Source organism: Streptomyces sp. NPDC093221 (genome assembly GCF_044753885.1).
In the GTDB taxonomy this organism is placed as follows: Bacteria; Actinomycetota; Actinomycetes; order Streptomycetales; family Streptomycetaceae; genus Actinacidiphila.
The window spans coordinates 432,316-446,840 of the sequence record NZ_JBIVOA010000004.1 but is presented as its reverse complement, the minus strand read 5'-3'; the positions used below and the strand labels follow the sequence as shown (position 1 = coordinate 446,840).

General features: G+C 74.5%; 10 protein-coding genes. 5 read left to right on the top strand and 5 right to left on the bottom strand.

What is annotated here, in order from left to right; genetic code table 11:
* Positions 1-68 precede the first annotated feature (68 nt).
* A complete protein-coding gene (locus ACIQCJ_RS18930; protein ID WP_402711965.1) occupies positions 69-587 on the top strand; it encodes a rhodanese-like domain-containing protein in 519 nt (172 codons plus the stop codon).
* A 25-nt stretch (positions 588-612) separates the two neighbouring features.
* On the opposite strand, the gene ACIQCJ_RS18925 is transcribed toward ACIQCJ_RS18930, so the two are convergent.
* The 3 genes from ACIQCJ_RS18925 to ACIQCJ_RS18915 all read right to left on the bottom strand — a co-directional run bounded on the left by ACIQCJ_RS18925 (position 613) and on the right by ACIQCJ_RS18915 (position 3,762).
* Positions 613-1,137: a GNAT family protein gene (locus ACIQCJ_RS18925; protein ID WP_355341268.1), complete on the bottom strand. Its 525-nt coding sequence runs from the start codon at positions 1,135-1,137 to the stop codon at positions 613-615.
* A gap of 304 nt (positions 1,138-1,441) precedes the next feature.
* Complete coding sequence (locus ACIQCJ_RS18920; protein ID WP_391045192.1) at positions 1,442-3,130, bottom strand: DUF885 family protein; 1,689 nt, start codon at positions 3,128-3,130, stop codon at positions 1,442-1,444.
* Between the two features lie 155 nt (positions 3,131-3,285).
* Entirely contained in the window at positions 3,286-3,762 is a 477-nt protein-coding gene (locus ACIQCJ_RS18915; RefSeq protein ID WP_355341262.1) for an Lrp/AsnC family transcriptional regulator, read from the bottom strand.
* A gap of 60 nt (positions 3,763-3,822) precedes the next feature.
* Between ACIQCJ_RS18915 and ACIQCJ_RS18910 the strand changes: the two genes are divergently transcribed.
* The gene (locus ACIQCJ_RS18910) at positions 3,823-5,016 is read left to right on the top strand and encodes a trans-sulfuration enzyme family protein (protein WP_402711964.1); all 1,194 of its coding nucleotides are present in this window, start codon (positions 3,823-3,825) and stop codon (positions 5,014-5,016) included.
* A gap of 282 nt (positions 5,017-5,298) precedes the next feature.
* Here ACIQCJ_RS18910 and ACIQCJ_RS18905 read toward each other — a convergent pair whose 3' ends face one another.
* Positions 5,299-6,705, bottom strand: a complete 1,407-nt coding sequence (locus ACIQCJ_RS18905; RefSeq protein WP_402711963.1) for a GNAT family N-acetyltransferase — start codon at positions 6,703-6,705, stop codon at positions 5,299-5,301.
* A gap of 255 nt (positions 6,706-6,960) precedes the next feature.
* Between ACIQCJ_RS18905 and ACIQCJ_RS18900 the strand changes: the two genes are divergently transcribed.
* Together ACIQCJ_RS18900 and ACIQCJ_RS18895 are read left to right on the top strand one after the other, a co-directional pair.
* Complete coding sequence (locus tag ACIQCJ_RS18900; RefSeq protein ID WP_402711962.1) at positions 6,961-8,784, top strand: HSP90 family protein; 1,824 nt, start codon at positions 6,961-6,963, stop codon at positions 8,782-8,784.
* Between the two features lie 49 nt (positions 8,785-8,833).
* Complete coding sequence (locus ACIQCJ_RS18895; RefSeq protein WP_402711961.1) at positions 8,834-11,824, top strand: tetratricopeptide repeat protein; 2,991 nt, start codon at positions 8,834-8,836, stop codon at positions 11,822-11,824.
* Positions 11,825-11,847: 23 nt separating this feature from the next.
* Here the strand turns inward: ACIQCJ_RS18895 and ACIQCJ_RS18890 are convergent, their stop codons facing one another.
* Positions 11,848-13,407, bottom strand: coding sequence for a PLP-dependent aminotransferase family protein (locus ACIQCJ_RS18890; protein WP_402711960.1), 1,560 nt, complete (start codon positions 13,405-13,407; stop codon positions 11,848-11,850).
* Between the two features lie 46 nt (positions 13,408-13,453).
* On the opposite strand from ACIQCJ_RS18890, the gene ACIQCJ_RS18885 reads away from it, so the two are divergent.
* Positions 13,454-14,482, top strand: coding sequence for a DMT family transporter (locus tag ACIQCJ_RS18885; protein WP_402711959.1), 1,029 nt, complete (start codon positions 13,454-13,456; stop codon positions 14,480-14,482).
* Positions 14,483-14,525: the final 43 nt, after the last annotated feature.

The window sequence follows — 14,525 nt, the reverse complement described above, 5'->3', positions numbered from 1 at the left end:
GGCCGATCAAGGCATTTGCGGGGGAAGCGCACTTCCGGCAAGCCGGGCGCGACCGTAGATTCTGCGCCATGACACAGCGGACATCCCAGCTCAGCGCCACCCCTGCCACCGCCGTCGGCCCGGTCCTGCGGGTGCCGCCGGCAGCCCCCGCCGACGCCGCCGCGTACTTCGCGGCCTCCCTGGCCTTCCACACCGACGTCTCCGATGTCGCCGCGTCACTGGAGGCGGCCCGCGCCACGGGCGGCGACCCCGGCTTCGTCGTGCTCGACTCCCGCTCCACCGAGTCCTGGGACCAGGGCCACATCCCCGGCGCCGTCCACCTGCCGACCGCGCGCGTCCCCGAACTCGCCGCCGAATTCCTCGACCGCGACGTCCCGGTCGTCGTCCACTGCTGGGGCCCCGCCTGCAACGGCGCCACCCGCGCCGCCCTCGCCCTGGCCGGCCTCGGCTACCGGGTCAAGGAAATGCTCGGCGGCATGGAGTACTGGATCCGCGAGGGCTTCGCGTACGAGACGGCCGACGGCCCCGCCCGGCGCACGGCCGACCCCCTGACCGCGCCGGTCGGCGCCGACGACTGCGGCTGCTGACCCCGACGTCCGCCTGTTCGGCCGTTCAGTCCGGCAGCGACGTCAGCTCGTACGCCCACAGCTCGCCGCGGTCCGCGACCCGCACGAAGCCGACGCGCTCCAGAACGGCCTGCGACGGGCGGTTCGCCGGTTCCGTGGTGGCGAGCACCACCAGCACACCCGGCTGCGCGAGCGCCCACTGGCACAGCACCCGCGCCGCGTCCGTGGCCCAGCCCGCGCCCCGCCCCGACTCCGACAGGTCGTACCCGATCTCCACCGCGCCGCCGTCCGGCGGCCCGTGGAACCCGGCGCCGCCCAGCGCCACCAGGTCGTCACTGCGCTGTATCGCGAAGACGCCCCAGCCCGGCCGGTAGACGCCCGCCGCGGCGGCGGCCACCGTCATCGAGGCCGCGCCCACCGTGCCGTCCCCCGGCACGCCGTCGACCCACACCAAGCCGGCGGGCTTGCCGTCCGCCAACAGCGCCGCGTCCTCCGGAAGCTGCTCACGCAGGGTCAACCGGCCCTGCGTCAGCACCAGCCGTCCACCGTCATGGGAAGCGTGCAACGTCATCGAGCCGTACCGCCTTCTGCGAGCTGTCGTCCCGGCGTCGAACCGGAAGGCAGCAGCGTAACCGCCCCGCGCGGCGACCCCGTGCCGAGGGCCGCGCCCGGCTTTTCCGCGGGCGGGGGGAACCGCGCGACCGGCCCGCACGGGGCCGCGGGCACAGGGTCGCCCCGGTGGGGCAGACGCTGTTTCGCGACCACCGGACCGGTGGGGGCCGAGCGCGCGGTTCCCCCCGGCGCGCCTTCGGGGCACAGGTCTCCCCGGGGGGCGAGGCGGGGCTCGCGTCACCGGGAAATGCCCCGACCGGAGGTCAGAGCGCCGAGATCTCCGCCACCAGGTCGTCGAGTCCCAGCGACCCGAGCGACAGGGCCGCCATGTGCCACGCCTTGGCGTCGAAGGCGTCGCCGTGCGCCGCGCGAGCGGTCTCGCGGCCGGTGAGCCAGGCACGCTCGCCGAGCTTGTAGCCGATGGCCTGGCCGGGCATGCCGAGGTAGCGGATGAGCTCGCTGTCGACGAAGTCGGCGGGCCGGCCGCTGTGGAGGCCGAAGAACTCGCGGGCCAGCTCGGGCGTCCAGCGCTCGCCCGGGTGGAAGGGCGAGTCGGCGGGGATGTCCAGTTCGAGGTGCATGCCGATGTCGACGATGACGCGGTTGGCACGCATCATCTGGGCGTCCAGGTACCCCAGGCGCCGCTCGGGGTCGGTGAGGAAGCCCAGCTCGTCCATGAGGCGCTCGGCGTACAGCGCCCAGCCCTCCGCGTTGGCGCTGACCATGCCGACGGTGGCCTGGTAGCGGGACAGGCTCTCGGCGACGTGCACCCACTGCGCGATCTGGAGGTGATGGCCCGGCACACCCTCGTGGTACCAGGTGGAGACCAGGTCGAAGATCGGGAAACGGGTCTTGCCCATCGTCGGCAGCCACGTACGGCCGGGACGGCTGAAGTCCTCCGAAGGACCGGTGTAGTACGGGGCCGCCGCGCCGCCGGGGGGCGCGATCCGGGACTCGACGCGCTTGACCCGGTCGGCCAGCTCGAAGTGCGTACCGTCCAGCGCCTGGATCGCCTCGTCCATCAGGCCCTGGAGCCAGTCGCGTACCTCGTCCACGCCCTCGATGGCGGTGCCGTGCTGGTCCAGGTGGGCCAGCACCTCCCAGGGGGACTTGTCGGGCAGGATCTTCGCGGCCTCGGCGACCATCTCGGCGTGGATGCGGTGGTATTCGGACCAGCCGTACGCGTACGCCTCGTCCAGGTCGAGGTCCGTACCGTTCCACAGCCGGCACCAGCGGGCGTAGCGCTCGCGGCCCACGGTGTCGGACGTGCCCTCGGCGGCGGGGGCGTACGTGTCGCGCAGCCAGTCGCGCAGGGCCGCGTAGGCGGCGGTGGTCTCGGCGGCGGCGGCGTCCAGCTCGGCGCGCAGCTCCTGCGGCCCCTCGGCGACGAGCGCGGTGAACCAGCTCTCCCCGCCGTCGTCGCCGATCCACTCACCGATCTGGCCGATGACCGTCGACACCTGGCGCGGGCCCGCGTACAGCTTGCGGGACAGGCCCTCGGCGAGCGCGGCGCGGTAACTGTCGAGCGCGGCCGGGACGGCGCGCAGCCGGGCGGCGAGATCGGCGTAGTCCGCCGCGGAGTCGGTCGGCATGAGGGTGAACGCGTCCCGGACGCTGTGCGCGGGGGAGCTGAGGTTGCTCACCGCGCGCAGGTGCTCGTCGGCCGCGTGCACGGCGAGTTCCGCGCTCAGCCGCTCGCGCAGCAGCCGCGCGCACCGCCGCTCGGCGTCGCTCTCGCCACCGGGCCGCGCCTCCGCCTCGGTCAACCGGTCCAGCGTGGCACGGGCCAGCGCGGCCAGCGCGTCGGCGCCGGCCGGTGAGAAGTCCGGCAGGCGGCGGGCGCTGCCGGGGGCGCCGAGGTACGTGCCGAGGACCGGGTCGAGAGCGAGGAGATCGTCGACGTAGGTGTCGGCGACCTGGCGGGGCAGAGGGCTGCTGGTGATATTGGACATGGCGCCATCCTGGTACGAGACCGGCCCTCGCGTCACCACCATTGTGTGCGTGGTGCCTTACGCCTGGCGCGTACGCCGCAGCTGGGGGCGTGTTCCCCGGCCCTCGCGCCCCGCGGAACAGCCCCGCCGGACCCGTACGGATCGGACCGTCTGGGTCACGGCGTGGGCGGCAGCAGCGGGCCGCACGCCCACTGCTGGAAGATCAGCCGCGTCTCGACCCGCGCGACCTCCCGCCGTGAGGTGAACTCGTCGATCACCAGCCGCTGGAGATCGGTGGCACCGGTCACCGCGACATGCACCAGATAGTCGTCGGGCCCGGTGAGGTGGAACAGGGCGCGGGACTCCGGCAGCGCGCGGACGCGGTCCACGAACGGTGTGATCAACTCCCTGCGGTGCGGCCGTACCTGCACCAGAAGAAGCGCCTCCAGACCGCGGCCCAGCTTCGCCGGGTCCAGCCGCAGCTCGTGCCCGAGGATCACGCCGCCGCGCCGCAGCCGGGCCACCCGGTCGAGGCAGGTCGACGGTGCCACACCGACGGCCGCCGCGAGGTCGCGGTACGTGGTCCGGGCATCGTTCTGCAGCAGCCGGAGAATCTCCAGATCCACCGGATCCAGCGCGACGGAATCAGACATCGGGCGAACGTAGCACGGGCGTTCTCCCACGACGCCCGGTGAGCGTTCAGCCTGGAGCACATGGAGACGACAGCAGCAACGACACCGTCCCGGCCCCGCCTGACCCTGGCCACCGAGGCCGTGCACGCCGGGCGCGAAGACCTCGCGGCCCTCGGCGTGCACGCCGTGCCGCTCGACCTGTCCACCACCTACCCGTCGTACGACAGCCGCGCCGAGGCCCGGCGGATCGACGCCTTCGCCGCCACCGGTGAACAGCTCGAAGGCCCGCCCGTCTACGCCCGGCTGGACAATCCCACCACCGCCCGCTTCGAGACCGCGCTGGCCCGGCTGGAGGGCACCGAGGCCGCGGTGGCCTTCGCCAGCGGGATGGCCGCGCTGACCGCCTGCCTGCTGGCGCGCGCCGCCGACGGGCTGCGCCATGTCGTCGCCGTCCGGCCGCTGTACGGATGCAGCGACCACCTGCTGACGGCCGGACTTCTCGGTACCGAGGTGACCTGGACCGACCCGGCGGGCATCGCGGACGCGATGCGGCCCGACACCGGTCTCGTCATCGTCGAGACGCCCGCCAACCCGACGCTCGCGGAGGTCGACCTGCGGGCCGTCGCCCACTCCTGCGGCACCGTGCCGCTGCTGGTCGACAACACCTTCGCCACGCCCGTACTCCAGCGGCCCGCCGAATCCGGCGCCCGGATCGTGCTGCACAGCGCGACCAAGTACCTGGGCGGCCACGGCGACGTGCTCGGCGGCGCCGTGGCCTGCGACGAGGACTTCGCGCGGCGCCTGCGCAAGGTGCGGTTCGCCACCGGAGGCGTCCTGCACCCGCTCGCCGGCTACCTCCTGCTGCGCGGGCTCTCCACCCTTCCGGTACGCATGCGGGCTGCCTCCGCGACCGCCGCGGAACTGGCCCGGCGCCTCACCGCCGATCCGCGCGTCGGCGCCGTCCACTACCCGCGGATCGGCGGCGCCATGATCGCCTTCGAAGTCCTCGGCGACCCCCACGCCGTCATCGGCGCCGTCCGCCTCATCACCCCGGCCGTCAGCCTCGGCAGCGTCGACACCCTCATCCAGCACCCCGCCTCCATCAGCCACCGCATCGTCCCCGAGGCCGATCGCTCCCGCTCCGGCGTCAGCGAACGGCTCCTCCGCCTTTCGGTCGGCCTCGAAGACGTCGACGACCTCTGGTCCGACTTGACGCTCGCGCTCGCGTCTTCCACCACCTCGGCCGCACCCGGCGTACGTCGCATCGACGTCTGACCGCGGTCTCCGCTGACGCAGGAGGGTAGGCCGTGTTTTTAGGGGCGCGGGGAACTGCGCGCTCAGCTCGCGCGGTGGCACGTCTGAGAACCGGCCCCAGTGGGGCAGTTGCTGTGTGTTTTCGGGCTGACAGCCCGGTGGGGGCGGGCCGCGCAGTTCCTCGCGCCCCTGGAAATCAGGCCCTGCGCGACGGCAGCGCACCTCTCCCGCGCCCCTGGAGAGCAGGCCCTGCGCGACGGCAGTGCACCCTTCCCGCGCCCCTTCGGGGCGTGACCCGAGGCGTCAGGTGCGGTCCTGGGTGGTGCGGGGGAGGGGGGAAGGGGCGTCGGCAGACGCCAGGGTGGCGGTGATGACGAGGGTGCCGTCCTCGACCTGGTAGTCGAGCGGCAGCGCAAGCTCGCGCATGGCGGCGACCATGCCGGTGTTGGTCGACTGCGTGACAGCGTAAACGCTGTCACGCCCGGCCTCGGCGGCCATGGCGACCAGCTTGCGCAGCATGGCCGCACCGATGCCGCGCCGCTGCCAGCCGTCCTCGACGAGGAGGGCGACCTCGTTCTCGTCGCCGTCCCAGAGAAGGTGGCCGAGGGCGACCAGGCGGCCGGAGGCGGTCTCGACGGCGAGGGACTGGCCGAAGCGGGGGCTGAGCAGGTGGGCGAGGTAGCGGTCGGCGTCGCCCACGGGGCCGTGGTAGCGCAGGGCGAGAGTGCCGGGGGAGCAGCGCTCGTGCATGGCCAGGGCGGCTTCGCGGTCCTCGGGCCCGGCGCGGCGGATCGTGATCTCGTTGCCCTCGGGGAGCGTCAGGACGTCCCTGGCGTCGGGCGTCCTGGCCCCGAGGCGCGCGCCGAGCCGCGCGTCGAGTTCCAGCAGGGCCCGCGCCCTGGCGAACTCGGTGGGCGTGAAGGGGAGATGGTCGCGCTGGACGGTGATCGTGCCGCCCGACGGGTCGCGCAGCCGCATCACGGTTCCGTCGAGCGCGTCCTCGGCGTGAGCGGGGGCGTCGGCGGGCGCGGGCGTCGAGCGGATGGTGCAGCGGCCGAACAACTGCCGCAGCGCGAGCGGCAGTTCCGCCGCGTCGAGCGCCGTACGGGTGGCCAGGGTGAGCATGCGGGTCGGGGTGTCCACCAGGTCGTGGGCGTCCGCCCGCTCCGTCCATGTGTCGGTGCCGCCCGCGGCGGTGACGGTCCGGGCGAGCGCCGTGGCGGGCAGCGCCGCAGGGGCCCGCAGCAGGAACTCGTCCACCGTGCCGTCGGCCAGCGGGTGCGTCTGAAGGGTGACGATGTCGACGCGGCTGCCCGCGAGCGCCGTGCACACCGCGCCCAGGCTGCCGGGGGCGTCGCGCACGGTCGTCCGCAGCCGCCACAGCGTCGTCTCGCCGTCGGTACGGTCGCCCGCGCGCTCGGCGCCTGCCTCGTCGGGGGATACGTCGGCGCGTCCGTCCTCGCCCGTACGCGGCGCGGCGGCCGGTGGCGCGTGGCCGCGCCCGCGTGCCCACCAGGTGTGGAAGCCCGCGACCGCGAGCAGCGCCGCCGCCGACATGACCAGCAGCACCCGGCCGTCGGGTCCGTGCCCCACCGTCTCGGCGATCAGGTCGGCGGTGGCCATCGCCGTGAACAGCGCGGCCACTTCGACGATTTCGCGGCGCCAGTGATGCTGACGGGATCCGGGATGGGCAGGAGTCGACTGAGACATACGTCTACCATGCCTAAGATGTGTTGCGTGATCACGAACGTTCCGTGACCGGCCGGTAAAGGACGGATCTTTTCGGTTAACTTACGTTTTCAACGTTTTTGCCGAATGCGCCCCTCTCGCGCCGGAGTGCGGCATCCATGGCCCCATGGTCAACGAGCCCCCGCGCCGCCTACGATGGCCCGACTTCACCCCGCCGCGGACCACCCGAGCCGCCCTACCCGCGCCGAAGCAGCTACCCCCACCGGCGCAGCGACGATGACTGCAGAACAGACACCGCACACCTTCCAGGTCGATCTGCGTGGCCTGGTGGATCTCCTCTCCCACCACCTCTACTCCAGCCCGAAGGTCTACCTGCGGGAACTTCTGCAGAACGGCGTCGACGCGATCACCGCCCGCCGCGCGCAGGACCAGGACGCGCCCGCCCGCGTCCTGCTGCACACCGAACCCGGCGCGCTGCGCGTCCAGGACACCGGGATCGGCCTCACCGAGGCCGACGTGCACAATCTGCTGGCCACCATCGGACGCAGCTCCAAGCGCGACGCGCTGGAGAGCGGCATCGCCTCCGCCCGCTCCGAATTCCTCGGCCAGTTCGGCATCGGCCTGCTGGCCTGCTTCGTCGTCGCCGACACCATCCGCGTGGTCAGCCGCTCCGCCCGCACCCCGGACGCGCCGCCGGTCGAATGGTCCGCGCGCGACGATGGCTCGTACACCGTACGCACGCTGCCGGACGACGCCAGGACCGAACCCGGCACCACCGTGCACCTCACCGCGCGGCCCGGCGCCGCCGACTGGTTCACACCCGAGCGGGTCACCGCCGTCACCCGCGACTTCGGCTCGCTGCTGCCGTACGACATCCGGGTGGACGACACGCCCGTCACCGACCGGCCGCCGGTCTGGGAGCGCCGCCACGCCAGTGCCGGGGCCCGCCGGGTGGAGTTGGCCAGGCACTGCCAGGAGCAGTTCGGCTTCCTGCCGCTGGACGCCATCGACCTCGACGTTCCGGTCGCCGGAGTGCGCGGCATCGCGTACGTCCTGCCCTCCGCCGTCAGCCCGGCCCAGCGCGCGGGCCACCGCGTGCACCTCAAGGGCATGCTGCTCACCGACCGCGCCGACGAACTCCTCCCGGACTGGGCCTTCTTCGTCCGCTGCGTCATCGACACCGACAGCCTGAGGCCGACCGCGTCCCGCGAACACCTCTACGCCGACGAGACGCTCGCCGCCGTCCGCGACGCGCTGGGCGAGCGGATCAAGGAGTGGCTGACGACGCTGGCCGCGGGCGAGCCGGAACGCCTCGGACACTTCCTGTCCGTGCACCACCTCGGCGTGAAGACGCTCGCCCGGCACGACCCCGACCTGCTGCGGGTGATGCTGCCCTGGCTGCCGTTCGAGACCACCGACGGGCAGCAGTCGCTCGACGAATTCGCCCGCCGCCACCCGACCGTGCACTTCACCCGCACCGTCGAGGAATTCCGCCAGGTCGCCGCCATCGCCGCCGCCCAGGGCATGGGCGTGGTCAACGGCGGTTACACGTACGACGCCGACCTGGTCGGGATGCTCCCGCGGGTACGGCCGGGCACCCCGGTCGCGGAACTGGACGCCGACACCGTCACCGCCCACCTCGACACGGTCGACCCGGCCGAGGAACTGGCCCTGTCCGGCTTCCTCACCGTCGCCCGCGCCGCACTCGACCCGCTGGGCTGTGACGTCGTCCTGCGCACGTTCCACCCGCTGACCGTCCCCGCCCTGCACCTCGACGACCGGTCGGCCCGGCACGAGCGCGCCCGCGAGGAGGAAGAGGAACAGGCCGACGACCTGTGGGCGGGCATCCTCGGATCGCTGCGCGGCACCGCGCCCAGGTCCCGGCTGGTCCTGAACCACCTCAACCCGCTGGTGCGCAGGATCGGCGCGCTCGGCGCCCGCGACCTGGTGGCCAGCTCCGTCGAAGCGCTGTACGGGCAGGCGCTGTTGATGGCGCAGCGGCCGTTGCGGCCCGCCGACACCGCGCTGCTCAACCGGGCCTTCCTCGACCTGCTCCAGTGGGCCACCGACCACCCGGCCGGGCAGGAGGAGGGCCGATGAGGACGACGTGTCCGACCGGGCCACGGCGCGGTGTCCCGGGGGGTCCACGATGACCGGCGAGCCCACGACCGCGGCGGATCTGCGCCGGGCCATCCAGGAGAACGCGGCGGAGCCGGAGGGCGCGGCCCGCAACGCCCGCGCCGAGCGCATCGCCGAGGAGGCCGAGCGCACCGGTGACCGGCCGCTGATCATCGAGGCGCTGTTCAATCTGCTCACCGCGTACAACTACAGCTCCGAGTCCGACAAGAGATTCGTGCCCTTCGCGAAGGCGCTGCGGATGTGGGACGAACAGCCGGGCGACTTCGACGAGTTCAGCGCCAAGAGCCTGCACTGGTACTTCAAATGGGTCTCCAGCGGCATGCTCGACCAGCCGCACATCCCGCTGGCCGCCATCGAGAAGTGGCAGGCCGAGATGGAACACCGCTACCGGCTCGCCGGATACTCCGAACGCGCCGTACGGCAGGGCCAGTTCAGGATCGCCCGGCACATCGGCGACCTGCCGCGCGCCGAGGCCGCCTTCGCCGCGTGGCTGGCCGCCGACCGCGACGTGATGAGCGACTGCCACGCCTGCGAACTGCACGCCCAGGGCGGCTGGCGGGTGCGCCTCGGCGACGACCGGCGGGCGCTGGAGAGCTGGCAGCCGGTGCTGGCGGGCGAGTTGACGTGTGCGCACGAGCCGCACGGGGTGCTGGCCTCCTCGCTGCTGCCGCTGCTCAGGACCGGCAGCGCCGACCTGGCCCGCGCCAACCACCTGCGCGGCTACCGGATGGTCCGGTCGATGGAGAGCATGCGGTCCGCCGTCGCCCAGCACATCGAATTCTGCGCGCTCACCGGCAACGAGGCGCGCGGCCTGGAGATCCTGGCCGCACACCCCGCGCACTTCACCGCCGCGGGCGACCCCGACAGCCTCATGGACCACCACGCCGTCACCGCGCTGCTCACCGCACGGCTCACCGCGCTCGGCCACGCCGACCGACCGGTGCCGGGACCGGCGGGACGCGACTGGACCGCCGCCGACCTGCACACCCATGCCCGCACCCGCGCCCTGGAGTTGGCGCACAGCTTCGACGCCCGCAACGGCACACGGGCCGTCTCCGAGGCCGTACGGGAGCGGATGGCGCGCCAACCCCTGCTGGAGCGGCTGCCGTTGGGAATTCGGGCGGCGCGGCTCGGCGAGGCGGCTGGCACGGAGGAGGGACCGGCCCTTCCCCCGCCGCGGGCCGACTCCGTACCGGCAGAACCCGCCGCCGACGACCTGCCGGACATGGTCGCCGAGGCGCGGCGGCTCAGCGGCGGCGGCGACCCGCGGGCCCACCAGGCGTGGGCGGACGTGGCCGCCGCCGTGGAACGGACCGGCGCCGAAGTGGACGCCGCGGCGCGCGCGGAGATCACCGACAACGCCGCGATGGCCGCGATCGGCGAACCCGTACGGTCCCGCGAGCTGTTCCTGCGCGCCGCGCGGCAGTTCGAGGACGCGCGGGAGCCGGGGGAGGCCGCGGCGAGCCGGGCCCGCGCCGCCTACGCGCTCGCGCTCACCGGCGAGGCGGACGAGGCGCTGCGGGCGGTCGAGGAGCAGTGCGCGGTGCTGCGCGACCTGCACGGCGGGGAGCGGGCCACCGCCCGCCAGGTCAGCGGCGCGGGGCTGCTGCGCTGCCGCGTCCTGCTGGCCGCCGCGGCGGGAGGCGACGACGAGGCCCGGCGGGCCGCGCTCGCGGAGGCCGCCCAACAGGCCGCCGACGTGGCCGAGTTCAGCGACGAGCACCAGGCCGAGCCGGGGATGACCGGACGCCTCGCGGACGCCACCGTCATGCTCGGACGGCTCGCCGCGGGCCGCGGCGACGGCGAGCGGGCCGTCCGACTCCTCACCCGAGGAGCCGAGTTGCACCACGCGGCGGAACAGCCCTGGTACGCGGCCGAGCCCGAGGCGGCCCTCGCCGACCTGACACTGCGCGGCGGCGACCCCGAGACCGCGGCCGACTGCGCGCGCGCCGCGCTCGACCACGGCGCCGACGTACTCGAACCGCCGCACCGCGCCCATCTGCACCTGCTCATCGCCCAGGCGCGCGCCGCGCTCGGCGACGACGAACAGGCCGCGGCCGAGGCGCTGGAGGCCGCGACCTGGGCCGACGAGGCCGGCCACGGCGACGACATGGGCGCCACCGCCCGGCTGCTGTTCGGCGGCGCGCTGCGGCGGCTCGGCCGGGCCGAGGAGGGCGCCTGCGTCCTGGAGTCCGTGCTTCCCGACCTGGAACGCGGCGGCAACGAAGCCCAGATCGTCCAGGCCCGCTGGTGGCTCGCCGAGTGCCAACTCGACCTCGGCGAGGCCCGCGAGGCCGCCGAGCAGTTCCTGCGCGCCGCCCGGATCGCCGAGGGCTGGGACGACCCCTGCGACCACGCCATGCTCGCCAATCTCGCCGCCGACGCGCTCAACCGCGCCGGTCTGCACGACGAGGCCGTACGCGCCTACGCCCGCGCCGAGGACCTCTGGCGCGCCGTGGGCGACCCGCACGCCCTGATCCGCACCCTGCGCGCCCGCGCCTGGATCGAAGTCGGTGAAGGCCGCGGCGGCATCACCGTGGCCCGCTCCCTCATGACCGCCGCCGCCGACACCGTGCGACAGGCACTCGAAACCGCCGACCCCGACGACGGGACGGCCACCGGCCACCTGCGCGTGGACCTCGCCGACACCTACCGCCAGACCGCCGAGATCGTCCTACGCGCGGCGGGCGGGACCGACGGCTCCGACGACGGTCCGGGCGACACGGACGCCGTCCACGAGGAGGCCCTGGCACTGGCCGACCTCGCCATCGCCACCCTCACCCCGCTGGGCGCCACCGCCCGCGACGACCGCACCGCCGCCACCCTCATGGCCGCCTGGCTGGAAGCCGACCTCGCCCGCCCCACCGCCGCCGCCACCCGCGCCCGTACCGTCACCGCCGAATACGCCGACGCCCAGGACCCCACGGCCGACGCCCGCCGCGCCGAGGCCGCCTCGATCCTCGACTACACCAGCGCCGACCGGGCGGACGACGAGAGCTGAGGCCGGGCTCCGGACCGCTCGTCTCAGCGCGGTGCGGCCGACTCCGCCCTGGCCAGCAGCTCGACCGCGCGAGTGATCGACTCCGGGGACAGGTGCGCGTACCCGATGACCAGCCGGACGCCGGGCACCCGCGTCGGCGCGTGCTCGTAGTCGGACAGGGGGCGGAGGGTGATTCCGGCGGAGGTCGCGGCGGACAGCAGACGGGACGGGGGCCCGTAGCGCGGTGGGAGGGTGACGATGGCGTGCAGACCGGCGGCGATGCCGCTGGTCGTGGCGCCGGGGAAGTGCGCGGCGAGCGCGGTGGTGAGCGTGTCGCGGCGGCGGCGGTAGAGACGCTGGCAGCGGCGGAGGTGGCGGTCGTACTGCCCGGAGGTGAGGAAGTCGGCCAGGACGGCCTGCTCGGTGACCGGGTTGCCGAGGTCCATCGTGCGCTTGCGCGCGGCGGCGTCGGCGATGATGTCCGGCGGCGCGACGAGCCAGCCGAGCCGCAGCCCAGGGGCGAGGGTCTTGCTCACCGAGCCGGTGTAGGCGACATGGCCGGGGGCCAGGCCCTGGAGGGCGCCGACCGGCGCGCGGTCGTAGCGGAAGTCGCCGTCGTAGTCGTCCTCGATGACGAGACCGTCGACCGTACGGGCCCAGTCGGTGAGTTGGGCGCGCCGCCGCGCCGAGTACGCGACCCCGGTCGGGAACTGGTGGCAGGGCGTGACGATGGCGGACCGTACTCCGGCGGCGGCCAGCGCCGTCACCGACAGGCCCTCCTCGTCGACGGGCACCGGCACCGCCGTCAGCCCCGTCGCGCCGAGCAGCCCGCTCTGCTCGGGGCTGCCCGGGTCCTCGACGGCCGTCGCGCGCTCGCCGCGCCCGCGCAGGACGAAGCCGAGCAGGGTGTGTGCCTGGGCCACGCCGGAGCAGACCATCACCTGGTCGGGGTCCGCGGCCACCCCGCGCCGCCTGGCCAGCAACTCAGCCAGCGCCTCGCGCAGTTCGGGCAGGCCGCGCGGATCCGGGTAGCCGAAGGCGCGGTGCGGGAGCCGGGCGATCACCCGCCGGTGGGCGGCCGACCACGCGGCCCTCGGAAACAGGGAGAGGTCCGGCAGACCCGGCCTGAGGTCCGTGGGACCGCCCCGGTCGTCCACGGCGGGCATGGCCGTCGCGGCCGGTACGGGTACGGCGCCCGCGCCCGTCACCCACGTGCCGGAGCCCTGCCGCCCGCTGAGATACCCCTCGGCCGTGAGCTGCGCGTACGCGTCGGTGACCAGGCCCCTCGACACGCCGAGGTCGGCGGCCAGTTCGCGGCTGGCGGGCAGTTGCGTGCCGGGCGCGAGCCGCCCCGAGCGCACGGCGTCCCGCAGCGCCGCCTGGAGCGCCCGCCCCCGCCCTCGCGGCGACGCCCCCGCGGAGGGCAGCAACAGCTCCCACGCGGCGGTCCACCCCTCGGGCTGGGCGCCGTGCCGCCCGCCGTCCGGCGGGCCCGCCGGGACCGCCGTCCGGAGTACGTCCGACCCGGCCGCCGCGGTCGGCGCGCCGCCCGCCCCCTCCGGGACCGCACCGGCACCATCCGAATTGGTCCTCTTAACTCCCATGGGAATGGACCTTAAACCGGACCGCTTGTCTCCATACCGTCGTCGTATGAACTCATCCCCACGCGCCGGCTTCCTCTTCGCCACTGTCGCCTGTGTCCTGGTCGGCGCGTCCTTCACCGCGGGCGGCGCGCTCGTGGACTATCCGCACGCGGGCGGCCAGGCGCTGCGTTACGGCTCGGCCTGTCTGCTGCTCCTGTGGCCCGCGCGCAAAGGCGCCGTGCGGAGACTGCGGGCGCTGACCGTACGCCAGTGGGCGCTGGCGGCGGGCGTGGCGGCGATCGGCATGGTCGGCTTCAACCTCGCGATCCTCGCGGCCGAGCGCACCGCGGAACCGGCGGTGCCGGGCGTGCTGGTCGGGTGCGCCCCGGTCGTGGTCGCGGTGCTCGTACCGCTCGGGGCGGGGCGGCGGCCGACGCGGACGGTCGCCGCGGGGGCCGTGCTCGTGGCGTCCGGCGCCTTCGTGGTGCAGGGCTGGGGCGGCACGGACGGCGTGGGGCTGTTCTGGTCGGTGATGGCGCTGGTGGGGGAGTGCGGATTCGCTCTGCTCGCGGCGCCGTTGGTGAAGCCGCTGGGGCCGCCGCTGCTGTCGGCGTGCGTGTGCGCGCTGGCCGCCGTGGAGGCGGGGACGCTGGGGCTGGTGACCGAGGGCCGGGCGGCGGTCCGCGTACCCACCGGATCCGAGGCGCTGGCGCTCGGCTGGCAGTCGCTGGTGGCCACCGTGATCGGATTCCTGTGCTGGTACGCGGGCGTGCAGCGGATCGGCACCGAGCGCGCCACCCTCTTCTCCGGGCTGATCCCGGTGTCCGCCGCGGTGACCGCGCCCTTGGTGGCGGTCGGCACCTTCGGGGCGGGTCAACTCGCGGGCAGCGTCCTGGTCGCGGTCGGCGTCGCCGTCGGCTCGGGAGCGCTGCGGTCCCGCCGACGGCCGCTCGCGAAGGAACCTTCCGCGAACCGCCCTCTCGCGAACCGGCCTCCCGCGAAGCCGCTTCCCACGAAGCCGCTTCCCGAGCACCGGCCTCCCGAGCAGGTACCCGACCGCGATCGGCGAACCGTTCCGGCGGCGGACGCCCCATAGCCGGATGGCAAAATTCCGCGCGGCCGGGAACTCCCGCTGGGGT

What these genes read in the sequence shown, in the direction of transcription:
- ACIQCJ_RS18930 (WP_402711965.1), top strand. Translation starts at nt 69, where the DNA reads ATGACACAGCGGACATCCCAGCTCAGCGCCACCCCTGCCACCGCCGTC.
- ACIQCJ_RS18925 (WP_355341268.1), bottom strand. Translation starts at nt 1,137, where the DNA reads ATGACGTTGCACGCTTCCCATGACGGTGGACGGCTGGTGCTGACGCAG.
- ACIQCJ_RS18920 (WP_391045192.1), bottom strand. Translation starts at nt 3,130, where the DNA reads ATGTCCAATATCACCAGCAGCCCTCTGCCCCGCCAGGTCGCCGACACC.
- ACIQCJ_RS18915 (WP_355341262.1), bottom strand. Translation starts at nt 3,762, where the DNA reads ATGTCTGATTCCGTCGCGCTGGATCCGGTGGATCTGGAGATTCTCCGG.
- ACIQCJ_RS18910 (WP_402711964.1), top strand. Translation starts at nt 3,823, where the DNA reads ATGGAGACGACAGCAGCAACGACACCGTCCCGGCCCCGCCTGACCCTG.
- ACIQCJ_RS18905 (WP_402711963.1), bottom strand. Translation starts at nt 6,705, where the DNA reads ATGTCTCAGTCGACTCCTGCCCATCCCGGATCCCGTCAGCATCACTGG.
- ACIQCJ_RS18900 (WP_402711962.1), top strand. Translation starts at nt 6,961, where the DNA reads ATGACTGCAGAACAGACACCGCACACCTTCCAGGTCGATCTGCGTGGC.
- ACIQCJ_RS18895 (WP_402711961.1), top strand. Translation starts at nt 8,834, where the DNA reads ATGACCGGCGAGCCCACGACCGCGGCGGATCTGCGCCGGGCCATCCAG.
- ACIQCJ_RS18890 (WP_402711960.1), bottom strand. Translation starts at nt 13,407, where the DNA reads ATGGGAGTTAAGAGGACCAATTCGGATGGTGCCGGTGCGGTCCCGGAG.
- ACIQCJ_RS18885 (WP_402711959.1), top strand. Translation starts at nt 13,454, where the DNA reads ATGAACTCATCCCCACGCGCCGGCTTCCTCTTCGCCACTGTCGCCTGT.